Origin of the sequence: Bacillus proteolyticus, from assembly GCF_001884065.1 — a bacterium.
Taxonomy (GTDB): domain Bacteria; phylum Bacillota; class Bacilli; order Bacillales; family Bacillaceae_G; genus Bacillus_A; species Bacillus_A proteolyticus.
In genome coordinates, this window is the sequence record NZ_MACH01000161.1 from 1 (window position 1) to 15,150 (window position 15,150).

A 15,150-nucleotide genomic window follows, 5' to 3' on the forward strand; every position below is an offset into this window, starting at 1 on the left:
ATTGACCTATCAACAAATTAGTACGTGAAGAGAGGGCCATATACCCAAGATCTAAATCATATCGACCTTATCCACAGACTTAACACGTTCCCAAATATACCTCATCCCAATAAAAGAACCATACCCAATTAAAGCACCTAGCATATTCAATATGATGTCATCAATATCGAAAATACCACTAAAAGTAAGAAGTTGTAACGATTCGATTAAACAAATAAACAATGTAAAAATTTTGGATGCCATTTTTACATTGTTTATTTGTTTAAATAATAAAGGTAGAAGGAATCCGAATGGGATGAATATGATGACGTTTCCTAATGTATTCATAAGTACGATGTCTATATTATAAGGATCTAGTAGATGTGTTAGATCGAATCCATTTAAATAGCGGATTGTACTTTTGAGCGGAACTAAGTTTATTAATCCGCCGTGTATAAAGTGCCAGTCGCCTGTTTCAAAGAAGTACTTCAGACTATCAAAGTAAACGGCTGGCCTCCCGAGCAACAGTTTAAATAATAAAACAAAAGAATACGGTAAAAATAATCCCCAGCCAATCCACTGTGCATATTTTTGCGTGGAAGATTGCATCGCTTTTTCAATTTCAGTTCCTAAAGTAGAGGCCTCTCCAAAACTTTGAATAGCTAATGTAGTAGCTTCTTCTTCAGATTTTCCTTGATCGAGAAATTCTTGCTTTAAGCTTGTAAGATGATCATAAATTTCGAAGTATAGTTCGTCTCTCTCAGATTGCGATAGGTTTGTTTTTTGAACAATACTCTTTATGTATTCTTCAATCGTCATTAATTTAAAGTTCCTTTCTGGCAAGTTTTAATAAGAGCTGTAACTGAATCCCACGCTGTTAGTTTTTCTTCTAAAATTTTCTTTCCGTTCGTAGTAATGCGATAAAATTTTCGTTTCATACCAGTTTCAGATTCACCCCAGTATGAATTTATTAAATCCTTTTGTTCCAAACGTTTGAGTGCTGGATAGAGTGTACCTTGGCTCATTGTGTATAGATCATTGCTGTTTTCTTTTAGCCTTTGAATAATTTCATATCCGTACGTATCGTGCTGTGTAATGATGGAGAGGAGTAAAATATCAATACTTCCTTTTAATATCTCTTTATCCATTTTATGGTTCACCACCTTATGGTGAGATTGTAACACGACATATGTCGTGTTACAAGGTATATGTGTAGGATGATACCCCATCTAGTATTGATTAAAATATATCGACCACAACTTGGAATATATCAGCGATTATTCCAATATATCGACGTTTCGACAAGGAATATCGACTTATCAACAAATTACGACATCGTGGAGAGGGGAATATACCCCTCAACATTCAAATGGGAGAGAAGCACTTATATATAAGGCGATCAACAAGAAGTAATTGAGGCTAATATACTGACAAACCCAGCAAAGAATCCACAGACTAGAAAAAATAAAGTTTCTCATATAAAAAGGGCAATCTTTGGCTTTTTCTTATAATGCGAGTACAATGTAAAATAGCAAGAAAAGACGAAAAGTATTTACAGGATTATTGCGTACGTGTAGCGTAAATGGCAGTAAGGAACTGAGAGGAGGTTTTTTCTCTGAATATAAATAAAGAAACAATCATCCACCTTTATCATACAAACGATATACATAGTCATTTTGAAAATTGGTCGCAAATTTCTCGGTTTGTACAAGGGGAGAAAAAGCGAAGACAGGAAGCAGGAGAGACTGTTTTAACTGTGGATATTGGCGATCATGTGGATCGTTTTCATAGTATTTCGGAGGCGACAAATGGACTTGGGAATACAAAATTATTAAATGAGGCGTTATATGATTATGTAACGATCGGAAATAATGAAGGAATTACATTGGCGAAAGAGCATTTGAATCGTCTATATGATGATGCTGGTTTTGAGGTGCTTGTAGCGAATTTATTTGAACAAGAGGGTGTACGTCCGGCGTGGGCGAAGCCTTATAAATTACATACAACGACAGATGGGATTACTATTGCCTTTATTGGATTAACGGTAGCTTATCCAGAGTTTTATCATATGTTAGACTGGCATATTGAAGATCCAATCATCCATTTAGAGTCGATTTTAGAAGAAGTTAAGGATACAGCTCATATTACTGTTGTTCTTTCTCATCTTGGAAAAAGTATGGATGAGTATATGGCGGAGCATTATGATATAGATGTTATTTTAGGGGCACATACGCATCATTTATTTGAGCGCGGTGTTCTTATGAATAATACTTTACTTTGTTGTTGTGAAAAGTGGGGCCGTTACGTTGGGCATGTGCAGCTTACTGTGGATAAAGAGACGAAGAGACTGTTGAAAAAGGACGGTAGAGCGATTAAGACAGAGCGGTTAGGTGCTTATAGCGAGCCGTTATCCACAATTGAAATGCTAAAGGAAGAAAGTAAACAGATAATGGCTGAGCCTGTTGTTCATTTAAAAGACTCATTGCCGATTGATTGGTTTAAGGAGACGACGTTTGCTCATATGTTGGCAAGTGCGCTTAAAGAGTGGTGTAATGCAGATATTGGAATGGTGAACGCTGGTGTACTACTTGAGGGATTAAATGAAGGTGTTGTGACGCGCGGAGATATTCACAGAATTTGTCCACACCCAATTAATCCGTGTGCGTTGAAAGTGCCGGGAAAGATATTAAGAGAAGTGATTTTGAAAGCACGCCGCCCAAATATGGAGAATCTTGAGGTGAAAGGATTCGGATTTCGTGGAAAAGTAATGGGGAAAATGATTTACGATGGTTTAGAAGTGATTCCGGATACGATTCCAGGGAATAAGATTTTACTGGAAGATGTATTGATTAACGGCGAATCGCTGGAATTAGACCGGATATATACGGTAGGAACGATTGATATGTTTACATTTGGATACTTATACCCAGAGCTATCCACACTTTCTAACAAACAATATTATATGCCAGAACTACTTAGAGATGTACTAACAGACATGTTGATAACTTATACATCTTCCATCAAACTATAGGCTAGTTAACTTGTAACACTCATTTTTCTCTTGTCATACAGATAAGAAAGAGAGGAGTGTGAACTATGGTTAATGTAGAGCCAATTATAATTGATAACTATACGTTCATTGCTGTTAGCGTAAAACTTCCGAAGACAAATTTGCTAGCTGTAATGAGCGATAAAGGATATATTATGTGCGGTGCTTTAGATGTAGGTCTTCTAAATGAGAAGTTAGGTGATCGAGGAATTATTGCTGGCCGTGCGGTTGGTGTAAGAACGATTGAACAACTTCTTGAAGCACCTCTGGAATCAGTAACAATTGAAGCCGAAGCTTTAGGCATTCCGGTAGGCACAATCGGAAAAGATGCACTATTAAAAATGAGATAAGCATATATCGTCCCTCTTTCTTGCATAGAAATAATATAAGAAGGAGGGTTTTCTTATGAGCATATTTCGTTCGAAAAATTCGCGGTTTCGAAGGGGACCGATTTCCTTTCGGTATATACTGCTTATTTCGTTTATCATTTTTATCGTAATGGTAGTTCAAGGATTATGGATTGTAAATAAAAGTCTTCAACCAACGTTAATTAAGTATGGGGAAACAGAGACGCATAAAATGGCGACAGCAGTTATGACGAAAGCGGTAAAAGACCGAATTAATGAAGGGTTTGATGTAGATTCATTAATGAAAGTACAAACGGATAGGAACGGGAAAGTATCTACAATTGATTTAAATACAAAACAAGTAAATGAAATATTAACATCGACGACTGCATACATAGAGAAATATTTACAACAAGTAGAAAAAGGGGATACGAAAGCACTTGGTATTTTTGAAGAGAATGGGGTATCTATGTCAGTTCCTTTTGGACGCATAACCGATAATGCGCTTCTTGGTAATATAGGACCAGATATTCCGATTAATTTTACACCAATTGGTCATGTGAACACGGATATTAAACAGCTAGTTGAGCCGCAAGGAATTAATAATACAGCGATTAAAATTATTATGGAAGTGGAAGTGACGTTACAAGTTATGATTCCGTTACGCACGAAGGAAATTACGGTGAAGCAAAACATTCCAATTGCGACGCGCATTGTTCAAGGTGAAGTGCCTACTTATTACGGAAGCGGGGGCGTTGTTGTACCAGATAAAAAGAAAACGGATAGTTAGCCATAAATAAAAAATAACCGTAGCGATTTGCTACGGTTATCGTTTTGTATTCGCTCGTTCTTTTCGCTCCCAAAGACTTAAATGCATGTATGGATCGAAAGCCCATTCTGTGTAGCCATTGTCTTTATACATGCCGAAATGTAAGTGGGGCGGGAATTTTCCAGCTGTGCCAGGAGGACCGTAACCGGTACTACCGACAAATCCGATTACTTTTCCTGGCTCGACAATTTGTCCGAGCTGTATTTCTTTAGAGAACCCGCCTAAATGAGCGTAATAGTGATAATTATTATGAAGGTCACGAATACCAATGCGCCATCCGCCAAGACGATTCCATCCTTTTGTTTCAATGACGCCATAGCAAGTTGATCTTACGGGTACGCCATATCCAGCAAAAATGTCGGTTCCTTCATGAATACGTCTCCCGCCAAAACTTCTTCCAGCTCCAAAAGTACTACGGTAGCTATTGTCACTGCGGATTGGGAGAGGGAAAGCATTTCCTTCTAAATTAATACGTCCATAATGCTTATAAATTCGGGCGTATTCTGTAATTAATTCAACTGTTTTTGCACGTCTATAATATTCCCAAAGCATAATGTTAATATGGTCTTCTGACGTTCCTTGTTTCTTTAAAATAGTTGCTGCGGTATGCAGAAGATCACGGTCATTATTTGCATTTGCAAATCCATCTTTGTCACCATCTAAACCCATTCCGCCAAATAGAGAAATCGTATGGGGGAGAGTATCGTTACTATTAACAGGTCCAGCCCATATTTCAGGTTTGAAATAAAGGGAAATGATGGCATCTGGTTTTTTCGGAATATCCTTTCTTACGCTCCGTATGTTTCTTTCGTATTGATCCATTGCAGCTAAGTAATACCACGGAATGCCTGAAGATTGCTCAGTTTCTTTATATAGTGCCATGCGCTTTTCATATATGCTTTGCTGATTATCTTCACCGTAAGCGATGTTTTGGTGGAGAAGAAAGCAAATCGAAAGCAAAAGAGAAATTTTTCGAAGCATGAAATAGACTCCTTTCACAACATCACTCTTTTTAGTGTGGGATATACGGAGTATTTCATTATAGGGAACGATTGGAAAAAATCTTAGAATCTTCATTTGAGCAAATCGCTTTCATACGTTAGAATAGATATGTTACATTGAAAGAAGCGAACACGGTAAACTATTTCATATTGTGCGGAGTTGATAACCATGACAAAACAAACAGAGTATAAGCGCAAGCCCGAATGGTTGAAAATTAAGTTAAACACGAATGAAAACTATACAGGCTTAAAGAAAATGATGCGTTCTAAGAATCTTCATACCGTTTGTGAAGAAGCGAAATGTCCGAATATTCATGAATGCTGGGCTGTAAGGAAAACAGCAACATTTATGATTTTAGGTGCGGTTTGTACACGTGCCTGTCGTTTTTGTGCGGTTAAAACAGGCTTGCCAACTGAGCTTGATTTACAAGAGCCAGAACGCGTAGCAGATTCAGTAGTACAAATGGGCTTAAAGCACGTTGTTATAACAGCGGTTGCACGTGATGATTTAAAGGACGGCGGAGCAGCTGTTTTTGCTGAAACAGTACGCGCTGTTCGTCGCAAAAATCCATTTACGTCAATCGAAGTATTACCATCTGATATGGGTGGGGTAGAAGAAAACTTAAAAATGTTAATGGATGCAAAACCAGATATTTTGAACCATAACATTGAAACAGTACGTCGATTATCTAACCGAGTTCGCGCTAGAGCAAAATATGACCGTTCATTAGAGTTTTTACGTCGAGCAAAAGAAATGCAGCCTGATATTCCAACTAAATCGAGCATTATGGTGGGCTTAGGTGAAACAAGAGAAGATTTAATTGAAGCAATGGATGACTTACGTGCAAACAATGTGGATATTTTAACTCTTGGACAATACCTACAACCATCTAAGAAGCATTTACCAGTTCTTAAATATTACCCACCAGCAGAATTTGCAGAGCTAAAAGAAATTGCACTTAGCAAAGGATTTAGCCACTGTGAGGCTGGCCCACTTGTGCGTTCTTCTTACCATGCGGACGAGCAAGTACGTTCTGCAAAAGAAAAAACAGCAGAAGCGAAATAATGAAAAAAGAGAGCTAATCATTAGCTCTCTTTTTGTTTGTACTCCAAGACTAGATTTGGACATGTTAATAAAATCTTTTTTAATTCCTCTGTGGATAATTCAATTGTAAATTCAGGTACACCAGGTGTAATTAAAATTTTATTGGAAGTATAAATTGAACTGTCCACAATAATCGTTACATCTTGTGAATAACCGAAAGGAGCTACACATCCTGGAGTACAGCCAGTTTCTTCTCTTAGCTCATCAGGAGAACAGAGAGATAAGTTTTTTCCTGTTATTTCTTTCATCTCTCCTCGGTTGAGACGAGTTCCCTCTAATGTAAAGAATACGTAGTACTCCCCGGATTTTGATTTTAAAAATAGGCTTTTACTTGGAGTACCTTGTAAGCCGAGCCTTTCACGAACGATGCGATCTGTCTCATAATCGAGTACTGGTTCGTGTTCAAATTTTTCATAAGAAGCATTTGTTTTATGTAGTAAAGAAAGTACGTCTTCGTACATATTGAATGATACCCCTCTCTATGTTTTACTGCAGCCCTAGCATATCTTCTCGCAGTGTCAACTGAATGTATTGGAAAGGGATATTACTTGGATGACGCTTCCCATAATCGTTTTATGATAGATTGTTCATCAAGTGTAATTTCATAAATATCAGGATTAGTTAGAGTTTTCCATTCATCAAAGCCAATAGTATGATCAAAGTGCTTTAAAATTAATGTGAGCAAGTTGCCGTGTGTAACGAGTAATGTTGTGTCATGCTCTAGTTTTAAAACTTCCTGAATAAGTGAGATGGCGCGATCCATAGCTTGTTTTGTTGACTCTCCGCCCGAAAAGGCAATATCTATGTTTGTAAAAGTGGATTCTAGTTTTTGCATCCAATCATCCATTGGAACGTTGCTTAATATACGCTCTGCTAATCGCTCATCCTCTTGAATAGGTAAATTAGTTTGGAGCGCATAGGGCCGAATAGAATCGATAGCGCGGACAAAAGGGCTTGAAATAATATAATCTATTTGTAGATTATTTTCTAAGAGGAATGTAGCAAGGCTGTTTGCTTGGTCTCTTCCTATGTTTGTTAATTCGGCATTACGCTCTTGTCCAGTTGCTGAACAATGTCGTATTACAATAATTTTCTTCATATTTCATCCCCATCTTTCAAGTTGACCATATATACTTCGACAAATGTGGGAAAATTCCTTTTTATTGGAAAGAGCATAGTAATCTAAGTATGTGGAAAAGTAATCTGGATTATTAGCCTTCACCAATCGGGCAGTTACGGGCAGCACGACTCCCATATAACTCCCTCGCATTCGCCAAATTTTGAGATGGGGGTCTTACAGTCCGCAAATAGCGGGGTAGAAAATCGAGGTGCAATTATGAAAAAAATGATATGCATTGTATTCAGTATTTGTTTTCTCGTACAATTGTCCACAACATATGCACAATCAAATCAAGAATTAGAATACCCGAGCAATCAAAACAAATCGTTTGTGAATGAAAATCTATTTTATGAACAGTTAGATAAGAATGTCTATAAGGAATACAAAAATACGTCGTATAGTGTTCGAAAGAAAATTTTATGGAAAGAAGTACAAGATGCAGAATTTACCTTCCGACAAAAAACAGCTGTCGGCTGTCGTAGTAGCGTGGTGATTCAAGATTCGTTTGTTCATCCAGATCGCCAAGTTTATTTTTTTTGTTCCTTTTCTCAAGATGAAGTAGATGAGTTTCATAAGTACATCGTTATAGATGCAGAAACAAAGAGGGAGCTGCGAGGGGGGAAAAGTTATCATCACTACGACAATCTATATAAAAAATAACCCACCAATTGGTGGGTTATTTTTTACTCTGGCATACTCACTAATTTCTCTTTCATTTTACGAATAAGAATGAAACCACCAATCGCGAAGAGAAGAGTAATTCCTTCTGCGACAAAGATGTTAATCATTTTTGTTTGATAAAGTGCTGCGAAAAAGTCTACAAGTGCGTGGAATAGTATAGCGTATACGAGGAAAATGTATTTCTTTTGTTTTACCGCGTATACGACAAGCATTGTGAAGGCAATTTGCAGTACTAATGCCATAATTCTTTCTAGGCTACCAAGTAAGTATAAATAGGCAGGTTGCTCTATTAACAAGTCCTTGATATGGCTCAATTGTGGGTATTGTTCAACCATTTGAGCGAAGCTACCATTGTTAATAGATGTTGCAAAGGTAAGAGTTTGAAGCCCGGCGAATCCGCCGACTAAAATCGATTCAATACCGCCGTGCCCAATTCCATACGCAAGACCGTCTTTATAATCTCGATATTTTTTCAGTAAGTAGTAAAAGGCAACGAAACGACCTAGTTCTTCAAAAATACCAGCAGTTAGTCCGCCGAAAATCGAAAAGATAAATGGGTTATTTAAAAACTCAGCTGTTGTGGGATTACCACGCATGAATAATTGGAATGGTGTTTCGAGAATTTGGGTAAACCCGATAAAGATAAGGACACCAACGCCAACTATTTTCAAATTAATATTATATTTCTTACGGAAATAAACGAGTACAATAATTGGGGCCAGAATCGAAACAACGAGTTGAAATACGATGCTGGCAATTACAGTATTTGAAACCATACTTTCACCGCTTTCTAATGTATGTACATATATATTATGCATGAAATGTAGGAGAATGTGGAGAGATGAATCTTTCAAAAAACAAATGAATTTCTTGTTGACTCTAACGTTGCGTCATACTTTATCGTATATATTGAGGGGGAGATACGCATGACAATGAGGGTAAAAGAAGTAGCTAATTTAGTTGGAATTAGTGTGCGCACACTGCATCATTACGATGAAATTGGGTTGTTAACCCCAGATGAGACGACAGAGTCTGGATATCGTCTGTATTCCAATGAAAATTTAGAAACATTGCAGCAAATTTTATTTTTTAAAGAGCTTGGCTTCCCTTTAAAGAAGATTAAGGAAATTATCATGAGTCCTTCATTCGACCGTGAAGAGGCATTACAGCTTCATAAGAAAATGCTTCTTGAAAAGCGGGCTAGATTGGATAAGGTGATAGCGACGATTAATAAAACAATTCAGCATACAAAAGGAGAGATTGAAATGACGAACAAAGAAAAATTTGAAGGATTTGATTTCAGCCATAACCCATATGAAGAAGAAGCACGTGAAAGATGGGGGGATACAGCTGTAGATAAAGCGAATGAATATGCGAAAGGCATGTCAAAAGAGAAGCAAGAAGAGTTTAATGATATTTATAGAAATTTAGCGACGCTTAGACACGGAGCACCTGATTCTAAAGAGGCGCAAGAAGCAATTGGAGTATGGTACGATTATTTGCAAAACTTCGGTCACTATTCGTTAGATGCTTTTAAGGGACTTGGCCAAATGTATGTTGCTGATGAGCGTTTTACGAAAAATATTGATAAGTTTGGCGGGGGTTTAGCGCAGTTTATGTGTGATGCGATGGAGGTTTATGCGGATCGTAAGAAATAGTAAAAAAGGTGGAGGTTTTTTCCACCTTTTTATTTTTTAATCATATCATTCAAAGTCTGATCCCCCGTATTGTTCAAATGAGGGTTTTTGCTCATTTCTCGTTTTAGCATGTCGAGGCTTTGTGTATATTCTGTATCATTTAAGCTACCGGATTGTAGTCCTTGAATTTGAGAAATCAACTTTTGGTCTGTTGATACATATGCTTTATAATAGCGAGGAACGATGGACAAAGCAGTTTTATATACTTGATCCGCTACGAGTTTCGGATCCGTTGTGTTTGCACGGTATACAACAAATACTTCATCATCGGTAACGAGTGTAGCGGCATTTGCAACATCGGGAAGTTTAACTGTCATGCTTGTAATCATTTCAGCAACTTTCTCGCGGTTAATAGCTCCTACTTGTTTGTTAGATACTTCATGTTTTTGTTTAGATGAATAGCCGACTCTTGTGAGCCTTGTGTTTGTATTTTCTGTATGATACATGTCGTTTTTGTTGGAAACAAGAACACGGCTTCCTTCTTCACTTTCCATTTCGGCTTTATTTGTTGATTGGCAGCCTGCAAACAAGGAAAGAGTGAGAAGGGAAAGTAAAATTTGTTTTTTCACGATGTATCACCTCCTTCTCCATAGCATGTACTAATTTGCAATTTTTTGTATTTGAAATTGTTGGTTGTTATGCTTTGTGATACGATAAAAAGAAGAATGCTTAGAGAGGAAGTTAATGATGGAGCAAAAGCAAGAGCAAGAGATGCATGCTACGGTGAGCATTAATAATGTGCAGTACGAAGTAATTAAAAACTTTCGTGACGGTTTTAGTGAAGAAGCATTTAAAGAGCGTTATGCAGAAATTTTAAATAAATATGATTATATCGTTGGGGACTGGGGCTATGAGCAACTTAGATTGCGCGGATTCTTTGATGATAGTAATCAACGTTCGACATATGATACGAAAATTAGCACTTTATCAGAGTATTTATACGAGTACTGTAACTTCGGTTGTGCACATTTTGTATTACGAAAAGTGAAGAAATAAAAAAATCCTCTTACGATTGTAAGAGGATTTTTTTGCATATTCTCATTCATAAACAAATCGAAATAGAATCGCCTTCAGAAAGTATTGTATTTGGTTTCATTTGTTGTCCGTTCAACTGTATATCCCCATTTTTAATTTTATCCACAATGAGTGTACGGCTCCAATCAGAAATATATGTGGATAAGGCTTTATCAATTCGGTGTGAACCGAAAATGAGGTCTAATACGATCGTGATTTCGGCTATGTCATTTTCTTTATGTTGCGTAATGGAAATGGTAGTAGTTGTTTCTATTTGATCTTGCTGCGTCATATCGACTGTTTCAACGTGATCAGTAAATGATTTATAAATACGCAGTTTTTGATTCCACGTATGATCTTTCGGACATTTATAAATGGCAAAGCGGTATATGTTTTTTCCATTGGCGTTATGCCTACGAATATTCGTGTCAGTAAATAGGGTAGTGCGTCTGCAATTTTTACAATACTTTTCGATTGTGTTTTGCTCGTTTTCATATAAACTCCAAGAAAGTTGTACTTTCTGCATTTTCCTTCACCTCTTATATAGTGGTAAAGGAACGTAATACAGCTATTTGGATGTCTTGTAGTATGAAGACAGGAGAAGTAGACAAAAATAAAAGGAGATTCCCCAAGAGGAACCTCCGTAAACATCATACTACAGATGCGTTACGTTCCTTTGTAATGGGAATGGGCAGACTACTCCCTTGAAAAAGCACGGTGCTTTTTTGAGAGTAATGCTATCCAATTGCTGGTCCATTACAAAGTAAATGTTGGCATACGTAGATAACGTCCTTTCTATCCAAATAGATTTATTCTTAATTATAACATATTGGTTTGAAAATTCAAAATACTTAAAGTGAAAAAACACCAGCTAATTTAGCTGGTGCATACGATAAATTATATAAGTTCAAATAAAAATGAGCGTAATTCTTCTGCAATTTCTTCAGACATAGAGAATGCATGCTCTATGTAGCCTGGTTCGTTTAAATCGTCAGGACCGATGATAGCAAATTTGTTGCTCTGCATATCAAGGACTATCGTTTTACCGTAATGACGATCGGAGTATAAAAGCGCTAAATCATGACGCTCATTTTCTCCCATAAAGCTAACGAAACGAGTTTTTGTAGCGACTGTATCGTCGTACAGAAAGAAACGTTCTTCCATACACATGGCTCCTTTTATTAAATATCTAAGTTTAAGTGTGGTTTATGATCTAAATGGTGGTGTGTTTTAATGAATCGTACCGTTCTTGTTTTGTAACGCATTACGATAGAATATGTTTCAGCTAAATCTCCACCAAGGAATTTCACGCCGTCTAATAACTCACCAGCAGATACACCTGTTGCTGAGAAGATTGCATCATCACCAGATACTAAGTCATCTAGCATAAGAAGTTGACGAGGATCTTCTAATCCCATTTCACGACAACGAGCTTCTTCTTCTTCGTTCATTGGAACTAAGCGTGCTTGCATTTCACCTTCAAGGCATTTTAATGCTGCTGCAGAAATAACGCCTTCTGGAGCTCCGCCAACACCTACGAATAAGTCGATACCTGTTCCAGGTAAAGCTGTTGCGATTGATGCGCCAACATCTCCATCACCAAATAATTTTACGCGTGCACCTTTTGCACGAACACGGTCAATAATATCTTGATGACGTTCACGTTCTTGCACGATAACCGTTAGGTCACGAATCTTTTTATTGTTTGCTTCTGCTACAATTTCAATTGTTTTTTCAATTGGATCATCTAAGCTAATTTTACCAGCTGCTTTTGGACCAACCGCGATTTTTTCCATGTACATATCTGGAGCATGAAGAAGGTTTCCTTTATCTGCGATTGCGATAACTGCCATTGCATTTGCAAGGCCTTTTGCAACGATGTTTGTACCTTCTAATGGATCAACGGCGATATCTACTTCTGGACCGATACCTGTTCCTAGTTCTTCACCAATATATAACATCGGTGCTTCATCAAGTTCTCCTTCACCGATTACAACTGTACCTGCCATGTTTACTGAATCGAACATATCACGCATTGCTGTAGTTGCTGCATCATCTGCTTCATTCTTCTTTCCGCGGCCCATCCACTGTGCGGATGCTAATGCTGCTGCTTCTGTTACACGGACAATTTCTAGTGCGAGTTCACGTTCCAAGATTCCATTCCTCCAATTTCAAAAATCATACAAATATAACTATAACAAATAACGAGGAAAAGGTGAATTCGAAAAATTGTCGATTTTTTCAGAAGAAAGCGTTACAATTAAAATGTAAATGCTTTAATTTCCAGGTAGGTGACATTCATGTATTTTGTAGACAGAAAGAAAATAGAACAAATGCTAGTATGTTTAGAACGAGCAACAAGTACATTTCAAGAGAAAAAGATATATGAAACCGAGTTTGAATTTTACGCATTAGAACGCATAGCGCATCTAATTATTGATTGTGTATTAGATGTAGGAAATGCGATGATTGATGGATTTATTATGCGCGATCCGGGAAGTTACGAAGATATTATCGATATTTTAATTGACGAGAGAGTCATAAGTGAAGAAGAAGGAAAAGGCATGAAGGAAGTTATCCTTCTTCGAAAAATGCTTACGCAAGATTATATTCAAATGAATCATGATGAGTTATATAAGACGATTCAAAAACATATCGCAGTGGTAGAGAAATACCCAGCGAATATTCGCAGTTATTTAGAAAAGGAATTAGGACCTGTATCTGCATTTGTACCAGAATAATTATGCTTATAAGATCCCCAAGGTGCCTTTTTGGGGATCTTATATTATGTATGAGAGAGAAAAGGGAGAAGGGTAAGCTATGGGGGAAGCACGTACTACGAAAGAAGAAATTATACAATTATTGAAGGTAAAGGGCGAGCATACTGTAGCAGAATTAGCCGAAGCTTTAGAAATTACAGAGATGGCGATCCGAAGGCATTTAAGTAAACTAGAGAATGATGAGCTAATTTATTCAAAGATGGTAAGGCAGCATGTTGGAAGACCAACATATTTGTATGGACTAAGTCAAAAGGGAGAAGATACATTCCCGAAAGAATATAAGCAGTTTGCTATTGAAATATTAGATGATTTAGCCCGAATGGACGATGAAAAAATACTTCGCTATGTTTTACAAGCGAGAACGAAACGAATGGAAGAACAGTTAAAAAAGAAGATAAGTAATCAAAGTAATTTAGCGTATAAAGTACAGGAAATAGCTGCTATGCAAGAGAAAAGTGGTTATATGGTTCAAATAAAGAGAGATGGGGAACACTCTTTCATACTTGAAAAGCAAAACTGTCCGTTAAAGGAAATAGCGGAGAAATTCCCGCAAGTGTGTGAAGATGAAAAAGATATGTACAAGCGGTTATTTGCAGGGGCAAATGTGAAAATGTTAACGAACATGTGCGTGGGCGATTGTAATTGTTCGTACCAAATAAAAGAGAAAAAATGAACGTTATGGGACGCTTTAGGGGAAAGCGTTTTTTTCTTTGGAAAAAGGGGGTAATATAAGAGTGGTATGATAGATGAGAACGTTAGCATAGAAGGGGAGACATAATCGATGTATAAAGGTTATTTAATTGACTTAGACGGTACGATGTATCGCGGAGAAGAGCAAATTGAAGAAGCAAGCGACTTCGTAAAAGCATTAGGAGAACGCGGCATTCCATATTTATTCGTTACAAATAACTCAACTCGTAAACCAGAACAAGTGGCAGAAAAACTTGTTCGTTTTGATATTCCAGCAAAAGCGGAGCAAGTATTCACAACGAGTATGGCGACAGCAAACTTCATTTATGAGCGTAAACAAGATGCAACTGTATATATGATTGGTGAAGAAGGCTTACACGATGCACTTGTGGAAAAAGGATTTGAACTTGTGGATGAAAATCCTGATTTCGTTGTTGTCGGTTTAGATCGTGACATCACATATGAAAAATTAGCAAAAGCGTGTCTTGCTGTGCGTAACGGCGCAACGTTTATTTCCACAAATGGGGACATTGCCATTCCGACTGAGCGAGGATTATTACCAGGTAATGGTTCATTAACATCAGTTGTAGCAGTATCAACAGGTGTGGATCCAATCTTTATCGGAAAACCGGAATCAATCATTATGGAACAAGCGTTAAAAGTGCTTGGCATAGGAAAAGATGAGGCATTAATGGTTGGGGATAACTACGATACGGACATTTTAGCGGGAGTAAATGCTGGCATGGATACCCTTCTTGTCCACACTGGAGTAACAACTGTGGAGAAGTTAACAGAATACGAAGTTCAACCGACGCAAGTTGTGCATAACTTGACGGAGTGGATTGAGAAGATGTAATG

Annotated in this window: 20 protein-coding genes; 10 read left to right on the forward strand and 10 right to left on the reverse strand. The window is 37.4% G+C overall.

Going from position 1 to position 15,150, the window contains the following annotated elements:
* Positions 1-51: 51 nt before the first annotated feature.
* Together BAQ49_RS29505 and BAQ49_RS29510 are read right to left on the reverse strand one after the other, a co-directional pair.
* Positions 52-798: a VanZ family protein gene (locus BAQ49_RS29505; RefSeq protein WP_071748188.1), complete on the reverse strand. Its 747-nt coding sequence runs from the start codon at positions 796-798 to the stop codon at positions 52-54.
* Positions 798-1,127: a PadR family transcriptional regulator gene (locus BAQ49_RS29510; protein WP_071748189.1), complete on the reverse strand. Its 330-nt coding sequence runs from the start codon at positions 1,125-1,127 to the stop codon at positions 798-800. Before BAQ49_RS29510 ends, BAQ49_RS29505 begins: the two co-directional genes overlap by 1 nt.
* Before the next feature lie 491 nt (positions 1,128-1,618).
* Between BAQ49_RS29510 and BAQ49_RS29515 the strand changes: the two genes are divergently transcribed.
* The 3 genes from BAQ49_RS29515 (at position 1,619) to yunB (ending at position 4,165) form a co-directional block, all read left to right on the forward strand.
* The gene (locus tag BAQ49_RS29515) at positions 1,619-3,010 is read left to right on the forward strand and encodes a bifunctional metallophosphatase/5'-nucleotidase (RefSeq protein WP_071748190.1); all 1,392 of its coding nucleotides are present in this window, start codon (positions 1,619-1,621) and stop codon (positions 3,008-3,010) included.
* 65 nt (positions 3,011-3,075) lie between these two features.
* Positions 3,076-3,378 (forward strand): YunC family protein, encoded by a 303-nt coding sequence (locus tag BAQ49_RS29520; RefSeq protein WP_002112658.1) that lies wholly within the window; start codon positions 3,076-3,078, stop codon positions 3,376-3,378.
* 55 nt (positions 3,379-3,433) lie between these two features.
* A complete protein-coding gene (yunB, locus tag BAQ49_RS29525) occupies positions 3,434-4,165 on the forward strand; it encodes a sporulation protein YunB (RefSeq protein ID WP_071748191.1) in 732 nt (243 codons plus the stop codon).
* 36 nt (positions 4,166-4,201) lie between these two features.
* Here the strand turns inward: yunB and BAQ49_RS29530 are convergent, their stop codons facing one another.
* Positions 4,202-5,185, reverse strand: a complete 984-nt coding sequence (locus BAQ49_RS29530) for a M23 family metallopeptidase (RefSeq protein WP_071748192.1) — start codon at positions 5,183-5,185, stop codon at positions 4,202-4,204.
* A gap of 189 nt (positions 5,186-5,374) precedes the next feature.
* Between BAQ49_RS29530 and lipA the strand changes: the two genes are divergently transcribed.
* Complete coding sequence (gene lipA, locus BAQ49_RS29535) at positions 5,375-6,271, forward strand: lipoyl synthase (RefSeq protein WP_000166375.1); 897 nt, start codon at positions 5,375-5,377, stop codon at positions 6,269-6,271.
* Positions 6,272-6,291: 20 nt separating this feature from the next.
* Here lipA and BAQ49_RS29540 read toward each other — a convergent pair whose 3' ends face one another.
* Positions 6,292-6,771, reverse strand: coding sequence for a YbaK/EbsC family protein (locus BAQ49_RS29540; RefSeq protein ID WP_071748193.1), 480 nt, complete (start codon positions 6,769-6,771; stop codon positions 6,292-6,294).
* Positions 6,772-6,854: 83 nt separating this feature from the next.
* A complete protein-coding gene (locus BAQ49_RS29545; protein ID WP_071748194.1) occupies positions 6,855-7,409 on the reverse strand; it encodes a histidine phosphatase family protein in 555 nt (184 codons plus the stop codon).
* 237 nt (positions 7,410-7,646) lie between these two features.
* Between BAQ49_RS29545 and BAQ49_RS29550 the strand changes: the two genes are divergently transcribed.
* A complete protein-coding gene (locus BAQ49_RS29550; RefSeq protein WP_071748195.1) occupies positions 7,647-8,090 on the forward strand; it encodes a hypothetical protein in 444 nt (147 codons plus the stop codon).
* A 23-nt stretch (positions 8,091-8,113) separates the two neighbouring features.
* On the opposite strand, the gene BAQ49_RS29555 is transcribed toward BAQ49_RS29550, so the two are convergent.
* Positions 8,114-8,929, reverse strand: a complete 816-nt coding sequence (locus BAQ49_RS29555) for a YhfC family intramembrane metalloprotease (RefSeq protein WP_071748196.1) — start codon at positions 8,927-8,929, stop codon at positions 8,114-8,116.
* A 108-nt stretch (positions 8,930-9,037) separates the two neighbouring features.
* Between BAQ49_RS29555 and BAQ49_RS29560 the strand changes: the two genes are divergently transcribed.
* On the forward strand, positions 9,038-9,769 hold the full coding sequence (locus BAQ49_RS29560) for a MerR family transcriptional regulator (protein WP_071748197.1): 732 nt from the start codon (positions 9,038-9,040) through the stop codon (positions 9,767-9,769).
* A gap of 29 nt (positions 9,770-9,798) precedes the next feature.
* Here the strand turns inward: BAQ49_RS29560 and BAQ49_RS29565 are convergent, their stop codons facing one another.
* On the reverse strand, positions 9,799-10,377 hold the full coding sequence (locus BAQ49_RS29565; protein WP_071748198.1) for a YhcN/YlaJ family sporulation lipoprotein: 579 nt from the start codon (positions 10,375-10,377) through the stop codon (positions 9,799-9,801).
* 115 nt (positions 10,378-10,492) lie between these two features.
* Between BAQ49_RS29565 and BAQ49_RS29570 the strand changes: the two genes are divergently transcribed.
* On the forward strand, positions 10,493-10,804 hold the full coding sequence (locus BAQ49_RS29570) for a YutD family protein (protein WP_002003766.1): 312 nt from the start codon (positions 10,493-10,495) through the stop codon (positions 10,802-10,804).
* A 46-nt stretch (positions 10,805-10,850) separates the two neighbouring features.
* On the opposite strand, the gene BAQ49_RS29575 is transcribed toward BAQ49_RS29570, so the two are convergent.
* The 3 genes from BAQ49_RS29575 to glpX all read right to left on the reverse strand — a co-directional run bounded on the left by BAQ49_RS29575 (position 10,851) and on the right by glpX (position 12,975).
* A complete protein-coding gene (locus BAQ49_RS29575; protein ID WP_071748199.1) occupies positions 10,851-11,348 on the reverse strand; it encodes a cytoplasmic protein in 498 nt (165 codons plus the stop codon).
* Positions 11,349-11,719: 371 nt separating this feature from the next.
* On the reverse strand, positions 11,720-11,986 hold the full coding sequence (locus BAQ49_RS29585; protein WP_071748201.1) for a DUF3055 domain-containing protein: 267 nt from the start codon (positions 11,984-11,986) through the stop codon (positions 11,720-11,722).
* Between the two features lie 17 nt (positions 11,987-12,003).
* The gene (gene glpX, locus BAQ49_RS29590) at positions 12,004-12,975 is read right to left on the reverse strand and encodes a class II fructose-bisphosphatase (RefSeq protein ID WP_071748202.1); all 972 of its coding nucleotides are present in this window, start codon (positions 12,973-12,975) and stop codon (positions 12,004-12,006) included.
* Between the two features lie 147 nt (positions 12,976-13,122).
* Between glpX and BAQ49_RS29595 the strand changes: the two genes are divergently transcribed.
* From BAQ49_RS29595 to BAQ49_RS29605, 3 genes are all read left to right on the forward strand, one after another.
* On the forward strand, positions 13,123-13,563 hold the full coding sequence (locus tag BAQ49_RS29595) for a DUF86 domain-containing protein (protein WP_071748203.1): 441 nt from the start codon (positions 13,123-13,125) through the stop codon (positions 13,561-13,563).
* 79 nt (positions 13,564-13,642) lie between these two features.
* Positions 13,643-14,275 (forward strand): helix-turn-helix transcriptional regulator, encoded by a 633-nt coding sequence (locus BAQ49_RS29600; protein WP_071748204.1) that lies wholly within the window; start codon positions 13,643-13,645, stop codon positions 14,273-14,275.
* Positions 14,276-14,383: 108 nt separating this feature from the next.
* Positions 14,384-15,148 (forward strand): 5' nucleotidase NucF, encoded by a 765-nt coding sequence (locus BAQ49_RS29605; protein WP_071748205.1) that lies wholly within the window; start codon positions 14,384-14,386, stop codon positions 15,146-15,148.
* Positions 15,149-15,150: the final 2 nt, after the last annotated feature.